We start from the raw sequence: 12831 nt of genomic DNA, 5'->3' as shown, positions 1-12831 counted from the left end.
GCTTTGGAAAGATGCATACCCGCTGACAGTTACGACTTGCTTAAACTGGGCGTCTCAGCCTGCGGAACAGCTCGAAACCAGTTGCTCGTAGCGGCCTGTGATCCAGCCAAGTGCCTGATCCGGATCGGAGTTCTGGATATCGTCAGAAAAGCGGCCAAACACCAGCGCCGAGCGGCTTTCGTCAACGATTGTAAATTGCTGTCCTGTGATGACGGTCGAGTAGACAAAGAAAGCGATTGCGACCAGTAAAATGCCCCGCGCCACCCCGAAAACAAACCCCATCGCCTGATCAAAGCCCCCTAAAAACGACCGCTGTACCAGCGATGAAAATAGCGGTGTGAACAGCGATACAATTACGAGTGTAACAGCAAGAACCAGCGTGAAGGCCCCAATGATTGACAGCTCGCAGCTGTCGGCGAGGAAATCACCGACCACTGGAATTTCGCGTACCAGCGGCTCAACCTGCGGTGCAAAAAGATAAGCGAGGACAGCAGCGGCGATCCAACCAACAATTGCCATTAACTCGCGGACGAATCCGCGGCCATAGGCGAGCAGCGCCGACATCACAATGACCAGCGCAACCACGCCGTCAATGATGGTAAAACCTTCCATGCTCGTCTCGCCTTTTGTCTGAGGGGCGCGTTAGCCTGCGCCGAATATCTCGCCCACAAATTCGGTAAGGTCGGTCATCGGGCGCATCGCGATCCCGTCAACAACAACTGCCTTGCCGCCCTTTGGAGCTATTGCCGAGGTAAAACCAAGTTTTTGCGCCTCTTTCAACCTGTTTTCGGTCTGGGTGGCAGGCCGGAGCGCTCCAGAGAGGCTAAGTTCCCCGAAAACCACGGTTTCTGCTGGTAATGCTGTATCCTCGCGTGCGCTCAAAAGCGCGCAAGCAACCGCGAGATCGGCGGCAGGTTCGGAAATTTTCATGCCACCTGCCACATTGAGGTATACATCAAGCCCTGCAAAGGGAATCCCGCAGCGCGCCTCAAGCACCGCAAGGATCATCGCCAGGCGGCCGCCATCCCACCCCACGACAGTACGGCGGGCCTGAGAATGGGGCGATGGCGCAACGAGCGCCTGTATCTCGACCAGCACAGGGCGTGTGCCCTCGATGCCAGCAAACACCACTGATCCAGGGCTTGGTGCACCGCGCTCGGACAGGAAAAGGGCAGAGGGGTTGGTAACTTCCGCCAAGCCACGTCCTGTCATCTCGAACACGCCGATTTCGTCGGCAGGGCCGAAGCGGTTTTTGACGGAGCGTAGTATGCGGAACGGATGCCCGCGCTCACCCTCGAAATAGAGCACGGTATCAACCATATGCTCGACCACGCGCGGACCGGCGATCTGTCCTTCTTTGGTGACATGGCCGACCAAGACTACAGAGGTGCCGGTGCGTTTGGCAAAACTGGTAAGCTCATGGCTAGCGGCGCGGACCTGAGAAACGGAGCCCGGCGCGCTTTCGACGTTATCGGCCCACATAGTCTGGATCGAATCGATAATAGCAAGGGCAGGCCGCTCCTTGTCGAGTGTGGTCAGGATGTCGCGCAGGTTGGTCTCGGCGCCCAACTTCACGGCAGCGTCCGACAGGCCAAGCCGCTGCGCGCGCATGCGCACCTGCGCGGAGGCCTCTTCGCCCGAGATGTAGACCACCTTGAGCCCCTGATTGGCAAACGCCGCAGCGGCCTGAAGCAGAAGCGTTGACTTACCGATGCCGGGATCACCGCCAACCAGAATAGCCGATGCCGCGACCAGACCACCGCCGAGCACACGGTCAAGCTCTCCCAAGCCTGACATGGTGCGCGGTGGTGGGGCTTCTTCAGTGGCGAGATCCATCAAGGCCATTGCAGAGCCGCGCCGCGCGCCCAGTGATTTGGAGGGCGGGCCTGCGCTTATGCCTTTGTCTTCCTGAATGGTGTTCCATTCGCCGCAATTGTCACAACGGCCGGACCATTTGGAAAATGTCGCAGCGCATTTCGTGCAGGAAAAGTTTTTGATCGGTTTTGCCATGACGTGTTGATGCCCCGCGTTGCGAACGGGATCAATGACAAACGGAACAAAAGAGGGACAAAGGCGCTGAAAATCTTTGCCAGTGCTCTAGGAAAAGGGCGCTTGTAACGCTGCGAGTGTCAGTCGGGCGGCGGCAATGGCGTTATTCAGCGGCCTTAGGCAGCTCGTAGAGCGAATTGTCGAGAGCTGTGCTGTCAAGGGGGGCTTCTTCAACAGGAGCGTTGACGGTAGGCACGCGCAGAACTGTTTGGCGGCCGATTTGGGGCAACACCTCGTTCATTTCCTCGGCAAGGCGGGCAAGCTGGGCAGCGGCCACGCTTTCTTCCAGTTCGACCTCGTGCAGCCAGTGCTTCATCTCTGTAGAGATTGACTTCGCCTGATCAAGACGACTGTTGAACTGGCTGATTTCTTCCTGACGCTGTTTTAAGAAGTCGCGGGCGCGGCCAATTTTTTCGTCTGAGTAAATCTCCGCCAATTCGCGGCTGATGTGGCTCATCTGGGCGGCGGTCTCCAGCAGGGCAGGCTCGAGCGTACTGAGATCAGGATGATCGCGCAAATAGGCAAGGCGCTCGCGCACAGCATCAAATTCCGAGCTGAGCTGAAAATTCCGACCACGATCGGCGGCATGGACAGCGCCATAAGCGCGGGCAACATCATCCATCGAAACAGTGAAACGGCGGTGCGAATTCTCGAGCTTCATGATGCGGGCGTTTGCGGGCAGGAAAAAGCAGATACCTGCGGCCAGTACAGTCGCGCCGATCTGCAGATACATACCCGCGTTCTCGACGGGTTCACCCGAATATCCTAACGGAACTTCAACCCATGCCCAGTTGCCCAAGGCTGCCATGATAGTGGCCGTCGTGAGAGCCGCCGCACAAGCCGCGAAAAATACCAGCGCCAGACGCTGCATTATATATTGAAGAAGAAACCCGAGGGTTTTCATCTGTTGCATCATTATCCCCAGATGGCCGATTTGGCAGATGGCCCAATGAGCAAGGTCTCGCTCATACCCTTGAGTATGAGAGTAAAGGGCTTGCGCTGATCTGAAAAGGAAAAAGGGACTATAAATGGTCGCAATGAGTCGTGACTGTTTCCCTCATGCCACTCAATTCAGGTCTTTTCGGGTTAATTGGTGCGTTTTCCAGCTGATATAAAGCGACGTGAGGATGCAGAAAGTAAAAAGGTACAGTCCCCACGCAACTTCGATGCGCCCGACGCCGATTCCCTTTGTCAGGGTGATGTAGAGCGCAATCAAAAAAACATCAGCCATAGCGAGCTTTCCCAAAAGCTCGAGCAATTTAGTGATGCGGGGACCGATCAGGCCAAAGTGGATGAGGGACAGACCAATCGTTTTCACATAAGGTGCCACGAGTGCAAACGTGGCCACCACGATCGCCAGAAAGGTGTCAGTGCCCCAAAGCGATTGCAGACCCGTCATGACGGAAATTTCACTCAGGCCAAAAAGCGGCAGCAGGCCCGCGCGCATAAGTGGCGCAAACCATGCGACTGGATAGAGAACCAGCAGCAACAGGTTCGCAGGTTTTAGCAGTGTCATTCCAGCCAGACGCGTTTGTACCGTGACCCGAGGCTGGTGAGAATTTCATAGCCGATGGTGCCAGCAAAATCGGCGGCGGTATCGACGGACTGGTTCATGCCGATAAGTTGCAGGCTGGAAGGCGCTTGGGGCAGGGCTGTTACATCCACGGTTATCAGATCCATCGAGATGCGGCCCACGACAGGCACCGCGATGTCGTTGTGGTGGAATTTTGCGTTTGGCCCCATTGCCCGGAGCAAGCCGTCCGCATAGCCGCCCGAGACCGTCGCAATTCTGGAGTTCACTTTCGCGCTCCACGCATTTGCATAACCGACTGTTTCACCAGCGAGGACATCGCGCACCTGAACCACCGGCAGGTCGAGTGTAACGACGGGTACAGCGTCCACAAATGGCAACCCACCATAAAGGCCTATGCCCGGTCTCACCATATCATAATGGTAGGCCTCACCCAGTAATGTCCCGCCTGTCGCCGAAAGCGAGCGCGGAATGTCGAGGCCTTCGGTCATATCCTCGAACACCATCCGCTGTTGTTCGTTCATGGGGTGGTCCCGCTCATCCGCGCAGGCCAAATGTGACATCAGCAGTGTCGGGTTCTGGGCAAGGGCGATATCGCGCAGGGCCGACCACTCGGCCGGTTCCATCCCCAGACGGTTCATGCCGGTATCCAGTTGAAGACCGAAAGGGTGCCCAGGCAGGGATTCGACGTGATGCAGCATTTGGTCGACTGAATTGATCAGCGGCGTAAGGTTGGCACCTGCGATCATATCCGCATCGCCGGCCATGTGGCCCGAAAACACCGAGATCGACGGACCGGACCCGATGGCGCGACGCAAGGCCACGCCTTCTTCGGCTACAGCCACAAAAAACTGGCGCGCTCCGGCTGCTGCAAGGTGTCGCCCTACACGGTCAACACCCAGCCCGTAGGCATCCGCCTTGATGACCGCGCCTGCCTCGACCTGCGCAAGTTTTGCCAACGCATGCCAGTTGGCAACAATGGCGTTTAGGTCGATTGTCAGGGTGCCTGTACTCATGGCTCTGGTTTTGACCGTCTTGCCCGCGGCGTCAAGATCATCTGCGCAGCACGGCTACGGAATATCAAAATAGGTGCGATTCTGTTTCCACATTTTTTCGCCCACAAGACAGTCATAGGGCGCTTTCTCCTGTGCCTTGAAAAGCTGTGCACCTATGGGGGGGGCTGCGGGTGCGCTTGCGATTTCCAGAACCATTTTGCGTTTCACGGCGGCGGGAAAGGCATCCCACGTCAACACCGGCACCACAAACGCACCGGCCCCGCCGATCACGCAGCGGGTGTAGTAGAGATCTAGATCGGGAATGCCCCACATCTCGCTCAGAATATCCTCGGTCATCAGGGGCAGGCCGTTGATGGTTATGCCGCGTGCGACGACCTCATCGCGCGCGGCAGCAACAGGAATGCCCATATTGTTAGGGCCATCGCCTGATATGTCGATCACACGGCGCATTCCCTCGAAACCATTCGTCTCGATGCTGCGCGCACTGTAGCGCAGCGCAGAGGAGATCGACGTACGGCGCAGGCTTGCATCGTAGTAGCTTCCGATCCGCAACGCCACCGCTCCGGCCTGCGTGGCATCCGAAATTTCGGTCCAAGGGACAATCACCCGCTGGCTACCGGCGCCCGCCCACTCCAGATAAGTGAGAGCAATGCGGCCCAGCAAACCGCCCTCGATGGCCTTTATTACTTCCGGTGATCCAAGTGCCTCGGCGTAGCCGCGCCTTTGCAGTTCAAGTTCCTCTGCCGACATTGAGCGGGAAACATCCACCGCCAGGACCAACTCCAAATCCACTTCACGGGCAAAGGCCGCAGCGGGCGGAAACAGGCCCCACAGCAAACTGGTCCAGAAGAGGAGCGTAAAGGTGAGCATGATAGGAGGTTGGCAACTCGTGCGCTTTCTGTCCAATCACGTTTTATCCCCGCTTCCTTTTGACACAAAGCTTGGTTCGTAACGTCAGACAAACAATTGCTTGTGAGGGTGGTTAACCTCGCTAGAGTACCGAAAACAGAGGAGGATACGACAATGAAAACGCTTGTGAAAACACTGGTGCCGACCGCGATGATGGTTGCGGGAGCAGCAATGGCCAATCCGGTTGATGGACAATTGCCTAATGCGCCCACCCTTGCTGCATATGGTGATCTACCCGTTGGTGTGCGTCAGATCGAGCTGGTGAACCCTGACCAGATCAATATTCTGGCAATTGATCCGGCGGCTGACAAACCTGCGGAACTGCCACGCTATGATCGCCCTCTTACGGTCGAGATGTGGTATCCGGCGGCGGCTGATGCTACCGGCTCAAATGAATTCCGTGCATATTTGCGGGATGGTACGACCGAGGTAACGCTGACAGGCCGTGCTATGCGCGATGCGGCCCCTGCGGCCACCGACACACCCTATCCATTGGTGCTGATCAGCCATGGCTATCCCGGAAACCGTTTCCTGATGTCGCATCTGGCGGAAAATCTGGCTTCCAAGGGCTATGTCGTGACTTCAATCGACCATACCGACAGCACCTACCAGACGCAGGCGGCGTTCGGCTCGACACTGGTGAACCGCTCGCTGGACCAGTTGTTTGTCCTCGAAGAAATGGCAGGTAAGGCGGCGGAGGGTGCTGAATTTGCGGGGCTTTATGATGCAAGCAATGCAGGTCTTATCGGTTATTCTATGGGCGGTTACGGCGCGATCATCACAGCCGGTGGCGGGGTCACGCAGGCATCCGTTGATTACAGCTGGGGCGGGCCACATGGCACATTGGGCATTCACCTCGCAGGCTCGGACACGCATAACGCTTTGCCAGACCCGCGTATAAAAACCGCTGTTGCCATCGGCCCTTGGGGCATGAATACAGGGTTTTGGGACGCAGAGGGCCTCGCCGGTGTGCAGATCCCGATGCTGTTCATCGCGGGCTCGCAGGACGAGACATCGCTCTACGAGCAGGGCGTTCGCGCAATCTGGGAGAATGTAAGCGGCGTCGACACTGCCTTGCTTACGTATGTGAACGCTGGTCACAACGCCGCGGCCCCTATGCCAGCGCCCAAAGAAAGCTATTACTTCAACGAGGAGAAGGGATTTAACATCTCCGAGCACTACAGCGATCAGGTTTGGGATACAGTGCGGATGAACAACATCGCGCAGCACTTTGTAACCGCGTGGATGAATGAACAACTCAAAGGGGATGCCACCGCCGCCGAATACTTGACACTGGTCGAGGATTCGAATGCGGGGGTTTGGTCAATGAACGAAGACGGCACTGAAAAAGAGGATCATTCCCACTGGAAGGGCTTTGCCAAAGGTACGGCCAAGGGACTGAAGTACGAAGTTAAATCACCGAAATAAGCGACAGCGCGCAAGGGGGCGTTAGGCCTCCTTGCGACCCATTTTGGCGCTGACACCGCGCAGGCGCTCCAGAATGACGGCGATGATTTTAGGGTTGAACAAAAGCCCCATACCAAAGCGGATGCCCAGATTATTCAGGTTCTCGATCGCGATGGAGCGGGCGGCACGGCTGAACCCGCCATCGCGCGCCTCTTCGAAGGTTCCGCTGACGGTGAGGGTGTCGAACCCGAATGAATTGAGAAACATAAACTCAAGCGATTCTGAGTGCATGATCAGGTCCGCAGGGGCGTCTGTTCGCGTGAATGTGCCCTTGGGTGGATCGATCTGCCAACTGCTGACCAGATCGTCCAACTCGACCACCACAGGCTGCAATACTTTTACAGGGCTGAATTTTTGCGCGAACTTCATTGTCGCCACACTGTTGTTCTGGAAAACGCGTTTGCGCCATTTGGCAAAAGCGGCCTCCAGCGCAGAGGCTTGAACGCTTTCGTAGGTCATCAGCGTATCAGACGCCTTGGCGTACTTGCCGCGCCACCAACCGCATGCGGCGGCACTTGCGGCGGGATCGGTGGTGCCATCGGTCACATCACCGGGCGCCATGACCTGCACAGCGAAAGGGGCCGCCTGAAAATTAGCAACGACTGTGTCGGGGGTGTTGGCAGCATCGTTGAGGTAGTGATTGCGCTCATGGGCGAAAGTTACAAAGCTGGCAAAGGGAATGATCATGCGCGGTTGCAGCACCTCGGCCTGCACGGCGATATTACAAAGCTTTTCCTGTGCCGCCGTCACGCGCCAGGCACGATTATCGCGTCCGCCTTTCCAGGCAGCATAGCTGAACTGGGTGAGGAGTATATCGCAGGTACCGACGGCATCGCGGAACTCTTGCGCGCGCGCGATGGTCCCCACATTGCAATCATTAAGGTTGAGGATATGGGTATCCCCCGCGCGGATAGAGAGGGCGCTGTCGATAAACTCGTCCTTGATGCAGGTGACCGAGACCTCATCGCCCAGATCAACAGCGTGTCCAAACGGCAGGAAGATGATCGTGAACCCCTCTGCGCGCAGGAAATCTGCAACGCGCTGGTCGTCGATTTCCTGAAACAGCAAGGTGATGCCACGGTCGCGAATAATCTGGCCGAAGCGTTTAAAAAAGCCGACAGAGAAGTGATCGGGGTGTTCGTGGCTGACCCAGATATGGGTGGTACGGCCTAGCAAAGCTTCGACTTCGGGCGCGTCGGTCTCAACCAGCAACCGCCAGCCTTTGTGAAACGCTGGACCTTCGTACCATGGATCACTGAGCAATCCGATGTTGCCGTGGCGGATTAGAACAGAGGCGTGATTTACGAATTCGATGTGCATAATACCTCGCTATTGACCCTTGGTCACACACATGAGGAATGCACCGCAGTCTATTGTTAATATTGCCTAAGTATGGATCGTTCCAATCTTGCGCACAATGTTATCCACTGGCGCTAGAACTCTTGCTCGTCTCCGTTTTGCTGCCATGGTTTGACCAGATTCCCAAAGCGGGTAAAGCGACCCTCAAAGCTGAGCTCAACGGTGCCAATGGGGCCGTGACGCTGCTTGCCGATTACAACTTCGGCGCGACCATGCAGGCGCTCCATTTCTTCTTGCCAGATCGCCATTTTGTCCAGCTCGTGATCGCCGGGTTTTTCACGCTCTTTGTAATACTCTTCCCGAAACACGAACATCACCACGTCGGCATCCTGCTCGATCGAGCCGGATTCGCGGAGGTCGGAAAGCTGTGGCCGCTTGTCCTCGCGGTTCTCAACCTGACGCGACAGCTGCGACAGGGCGATCACAGGGATGTGCAGCTCCTTGGCGATCGCCTTCAAGCCCATGGTAATCTCGGAGATCTCGTTCACGCGGTTCTCGTTCTTGCCGGTGCCGCGCACCAACTGGAGATAGTCGATAATCAGAACATCAAGGCCGTGGGTCCGTTTAAGCCGGCGCGCACGGGCGGCCAGCTGCGAGATCGGCAGCGCGGGCGTGTCATCAATATAAAGGGGGCAGGCTTCCAGAGCCTTGGCCGCATCAACGAAACGGCGGAACTCCTGCTCTGTCATGTCGCCCGAGCGGATCTGCTGGGACGGGATTTCAGAAGCTTCCGACAGGATCCGCGCAGCAAGTTGCTCTGCGCTCATTTCAAGGCTGTAGAATCCGACGACACCGCCATCTACGGCACCTTCCGTTCCGTCAGGCAGCGTGCCTCGCTTATAAGCTTTGGCCACGTTGAACGCGATGTTTGTCGCCAGCGAGGTTTTCCCCATCGAAGGACGACCCGCAAGGATCAAGAGGTCGGAGGGGTGCAAACCGCCCAGCTTTTTGTCCATATCAATCAGGCCGGTCGAGACGCCGGACAGACCACCGTCGCGCTGGTATGCGGCGTTTGCCACATTAACGGCGTCTGTTACGGCTTTGAGAAAGCTTTGAAATCCGCTTTCGGTTTGCCCTTGCTCGGCGAGTTTGTAAAGCGCTTGCTCTGCCTCGACGATTTGCTCGCGCGGCTCGTTGGCGACATCGACACTGGCTGCCTTTGCGGCAATGTCGCGCCCAAGAGAGATAAGATCACGGCGGACGGCCAGATCATAGATCATCTGCGCGTAGTCACGAACCGCGAAGGCGGAGATAGCTGCACCGGCAAGGCGCGCGAGGTATGCAGGCCCGCCAAGTTCCTTCAGCCCTTCGTCGTCTTCCATAAACGCCTTTAGCGTCACAGGGCTCGCGAGATTGTTTTTTGCAATGCGTGCTGCTGCGATTTCGAAAATACGGGCGTGCACGGGGTCGTAGAAATGTTTGGGGCCAATGATCGACGCAACACGATCATAGATGTCGTTATTCGTCAGAATCGCACCCAGCAATTGCTGCTCTGCCTCGATGGAGTTCGGCATGGTTTCAGCGGACTGGATCGCGATGCCGGTCGTGCCCAGCGTTGAAATCTCGTTCATATTGTACCCCCGTTGATCCCCGTTGGTCGTCATAGCGAAGGGGAAGGTGGTGCGCAAATTGTATGTTTTTGTGGATAACCTTGGGTAGGTTTCAGCGCCTCTACATCTTGGGTTGCGAGGAGGGTCCGTGTCAACCAGTGGTGTCAGGTCTTGCGAGCGTCCTGCCAAATACGGGGAGATTTCAAGAAATTTTCCACCTCTGCGAGTGTTTCTTCAGGGAATATGCCTTGGTCCTTAGCCTCGGCGAGTACGTCCCACCATGTGCACAAATGGTGCAATTCGACCCCATGGTCCCCCAGCGTTTTGCGTGTTTCTGGAAAGATATCATAATAGAAAATTACGGCAGTGTGGCCGCAGGTTGCACCTGTTTCGCGGATCGCATCGACAAAGCTTAGTTTAGAGCCGCCATCGGTGGTCAGGTCTTCAACCAGCAATACACGTTGACCTTCGCTCATGTCGCCCTCGATACGGGCATTGCGGCCGTAGCCCTTTGGCTTTTTGCGAACGTAGGTCATGGGAAGGGCCATCCGCTCGGCCACGAGCGCGGCGAAAGGGATGCCCGCCGTCTCGCCCCCTGCGATGTTGTCAAATGCCTCAAAGCCCGCGTTGCGCATGACAGTGATGGTGAGGAAGTCCATCAGTGTCGAGCGGATGCGTGGATAGGAGATCAGCTTGCGGCAGTCGATATAGCTGGGCGAGGGCAAGCCAGATGCCAGCGTATAGGGCGTATCTGTATTAAAGTTTACAGCGCCAATTTCCAGCAGCATGCGGGCAGTCAGGCGGGCAATCTCGGACGCGTCGGGATAAGTGGTGGGGATCATGGCAGCTGGTCCTTGGCGGCAGAGGTTGAAGAGAGTTCTAGGGAAGGAAGGAAAATCTGGTAAGCGCGGTGATCAGGCAGACCAGTGGAGAGGAATGGCGGGGTCAAATACCGTAACAGGCCCTTCGGACGTATGGATCTGCGCCGGATGTGTGGGTGCAGTCCGTGTCAGGGTCAACGTACTCTCGTTGACCGGCAGGCCGTAATAGGCGGCTCCGTTGCGGGAGGTGAAAGCTTCAAGCGTATCCAGTGCGCCATCCTGCTCGAACACTTCGGCGAGGATCGACATTGTGTTCAGGGCGGTAAAGCAGCCTGCGCATCCACAGGGCAGCAGCTTGTTGGCGTCTGTGTGGGGGGCGGAATCAGTGCCAAGAAAGAAGCGTGCATCGCCGGAGGTTGCGGCAGCGCGCAGGGCAAGGCGGTGTTCCTCACGCTTGGCAACGGGCAGACAATAGTAATGCGGCTTGATGCCACCCGCGAGTATGTGGTTGCGGTTTATTACCAGATGGTGGGTTGTGATTGTTGCGGCGAGGTTCTTGTCGTTAGCGCGTACGTAATCAACAGCATTAGATGTGGTGATATGCTCCATCACCACGCGCAGATCGGGATGGTCGCGGCGCATCGGGCCAAGGATGCGGTCGATAAATACGGCTTCGCGATCGAAAATATCAACGCTGTGATCCGTAACTTCGCCATGTGTGCACAGCGGCAATCCGATTTCGGCCATTTTCTCCAATACTTTAGCGACATTGGCGAAATTAGAGACACCGGAGGCCGAGTTTGTTGTAGCCCCAGCGGGATACAATTTTACGGCAGTGACCAGACCTTCGGCATGCGCGGCTGCGACATCGGCGGGATCGGTGTCTTCGGTCAGATAAAGTGTCATGAGAGGAGTGAAATCATCACCCTCAGGCAGAGCGGCCATGATCCGGTCGCGGTAGCCGCGGGCATCGGCAGCTGTCACAACAGGCGGCACCAGATTGGGCATGATGATCGCCCGCGCGAAATGGCGGGATGTGTGTGGCAGAACAGCGCGCAGCATATCGCCGTCACGCAGATGCAGGTGCCAGTCGTCTGGACGGCGGATCGTGAGTGTTTTTGTCATGGCAGCGTGCTAGCACGCACGCGTTTGACGCGCTAGTCTTCTTCGTTGTCCTCGTCTTTAGAAGCGGCGCTGGTTTTAGCGCTGCTGGCAAGGCGTCGGGCAAACCGTGGTGCGTGCATCCTTGCGGTGACGTTGCGGGCCAGTGCCAGCGCGAATTCTTCGCGCCCGTCTGCATCAAGTGCTGCCAGTAGATTGCGCAGATACGGCGGGTGCATCCGGCGTGCCCGCATCATGCGCGCAAAGGTCAGCTCGTCCAGCTTGCCATTTGCAATCGCGAACAGCAGGGGGGCCAATTGCTCCATTTCCAGCAGGTCGGTCTGGATGGCATCGCCCATGTGACGCAATCGTAGTTTGCGCGTATGTGGTTTGGTGAACAGGGCGGCATGCATCGCATCAAGATGCGCGCGGGGATCGTAGACGACATATGCCGCGTTGGCAGCATCAAGCATGTCGGGCGCATATCCGTAGCGCGATGTGAAATCTGTCCGGCGCATATCGGTGAAACGGTCGTCCCATTCCGTGATGCGCGGATCGAGCGTTGCTTGCGGCTGTACGGCCAGTACGCGTGCCTCGGGCGATGCCACGGAATAGGCGGCGGCGGCATAGCCACAAGGCCCAGCACCGTAAAAAATGACCTGTTCAAAATCGTCAAAGAATCCGTCATCAATGAGTTTGTCGAAAAAGCCGTAAACCGACTGGTCGCGGAACCATGTGTCGCCGTTGGATGCGATGCACAAACTCGACCATCCATGCTCGAGCATCATCTCCCAGCCCAGCGGTTGCGCCAGCGATGACAATGCGGGAATTCCCTGAAGGGTCTCGAAGGACACCAGCAATATCGGGGATTTTTCGATAAACGCGGCATAGTGCCTTTGACCCAGATGCTCGAAATAGCCGTCAACATCGCAGAGTTGTTCAACAGCTGCGATCCAGTCAGCTTTTTTCATACCGGCAAGCGATGTCTCGAAATTCAGGCTGTCCTGCGCCATGTCTGCGTCCTCATG

12 protein-coding genes are annotated in these 12831 nt (G+C 56.9%); 1 reads left to right on the top strand and 11 read right to left on the bottom strand.

Features of this window, described 5'->3' with window-relative positions:
* Positions 1 to 54: 54 nt before the first annotated feature.
* The 6 genes from C8N30_RS00865 to C8N30_RS00840 all read right to left on the bottom strand — a co-directional run bounded on the left by C8N30_RS00865 (position 55) and on the right by C8N30_RS00840 (position 5466).
* Positions 55 to 612: a CvpA family protein gene (locus tag C8N30_RS00865; RefSeq protein WP_025062600.1), complete on the bottom strand. Its 558-nt coding sequence runs from the start codon at positions 610 to 612 to the stop codon at positions 55 to 57.
* Positions 613 to 642: 30 nt separating this feature from the next.
* Positions 643 to 2010 carry a DNA repair protein RadA gene (gene radA / locus C8N30_RS00860; RefSeq protein WP_025062599.1) on the bottom strand — a complete coding sequence of 456 codons (1368 nt, stop codon included), beginning with the start codon at positions 2008 to 2010 and terminating at the stop codon, positions 643 to 645.
* A 142-nt stretch (positions 2011 to 2152) separates the two neighbouring features.
* Positions 2153 to 2962 carry a DNA repair protein gene (locus tag C8N30_RS00855; RefSeq protein ID WP_198021478.1) on the bottom strand — a complete coding sequence of 270 codons (810 nt, stop codon included), beginning with the start codon at positions 2960 to 2962 and terminating at the stop codon, positions 2153 to 2155.
* A gap of 153 nt (positions 2963 to 3115) precedes the next feature.
* On the bottom strand, positions 3116 to 3565 hold the full coding sequence (locus C8N30_RS00850; protein ID WP_037967938.1) for a paraquat-inducible protein A: 450 nt from the start codon (positions 3563 to 3565) through the stop codon (positions 3116 to 3118).
* Positions 3562 to 4596: an alanine racemase gene (alr, locus tag C8N30_RS00845; RefSeq protein ID WP_025062596.1), complete on the bottom strand. Its 1035-nt coding sequence runs from the start codon at positions 4594 to 4596 to the stop codon at positions 3562 to 3564. The genes C8N30_RS00850 and alr overlap by 4 nt, the downstream gene beginning before the upstream one ends.
* Positions 4597 to 4650: 54 nt before the next feature.
* On the bottom strand, positions 4651 to 5466 hold the full coding sequence (locus C8N30_RS00840) for a DUF1194 domain-containing protein (protein ID WP_025062595.1): 816 nt from the start codon (positions 5464 to 5466) through the stop codon (positions 4651 to 4653).
* A 153-nt stretch (positions 5467 to 5619) separates the two neighbouring features.
* Between C8N30_RS00840 and C8N30_RS00835 the strand changes: the two genes are divergently transcribed.
* The gene (locus tag C8N30_RS00835; RefSeq protein WP_025062594.1) at positions 5620 to 6933 is read left to right on the top strand and encodes an alpha/beta hydrolase family protein; all 1314 of its coding nucleotides are present in this window, start codon (positions 5620 to 5622) and stop codon (positions 6931 to 6933) included.
* 21 nt (positions 6934 to 6954) lie between these two features.
* On the opposite strand, the gene C8N30_RS00830 is transcribed toward C8N30_RS00835, so the two are convergent.
* The 5 genes from C8N30_RS00830 to C8N30_RS00810 all read right to left on the bottom strand — a co-directional run bounded on the left by C8N30_RS00830 (position 6955) and on the right by C8N30_RS00810 (position 12816).
* On the bottom strand, positions 6955 to 8292 hold the full coding sequence (locus C8N30_RS00830; protein WP_025062593.1) for an MBL fold metallo-hydrolase: 1338 nt from the start codon (positions 8290 to 8292) through the stop codon (positions 6955 to 6957).
* 113 nt (positions 8293 to 8405) lie between these two features.
* A complete protein-coding gene (locus C8N30_RS00825; protein WP_025062592.1) occupies positions 8406 to 9902 on the bottom strand; it encodes a replicative DNA helicase in 1497 nt (498 codons plus the stop codon).
* A gap of 143 nt (positions 9903 to 10045) precedes the next feature.
* The gene (locus tag C8N30_RS00820) at positions 10046 to 10723 is read right to left on the bottom strand and encodes an orotate phosphoribosyltransferase (RefSeq protein ID WP_025062591.1); all 678 of its coding nucleotides are present in this window, start codon (positions 10721 to 10723) and stop codon (positions 10046 to 10048) included.
* A gap of 72 nt (positions 10724 to 10795) precedes the next feature.
* Positions 10796 to 11827, bottom strand: coding sequence for a dihydroorotase (gene pyrC, locus C8N30_RS00815; protein WP_025062590.1), 1032 nt, complete (start codon positions 11825 to 11827; stop codon positions 10796 to 10798).
* A gap of 32 nt (positions 11828 to 11859) precedes the next feature.
* Positions 11860 to 12816: a hypothetical protein gene (locus tag C8N30_RS00810; protein WP_025062589.1), complete on the bottom strand. Its 957-nt coding sequence runs from the start codon at positions 12814 to 12816 to the stop codon at positions 11860 to 11862.
* Positions 12817 to 12831 lie beyond the last annotated feature (15 nt).

This window comes from Sulfitobacter guttiformis, assembly GCF_003610455.1.
In the GTDB taxonomy this organism is placed as follows: domain Bacteria; phylum Pseudomonadota; class Alphaproteobacteria; order Rhodobacterales; family Rhodobacteraceae; genus Sulfitobacter; species Sulfitobacter guttiformis.
This window is presented reverse-complemented; position numbering and strand designations above follow the sequence as displayed.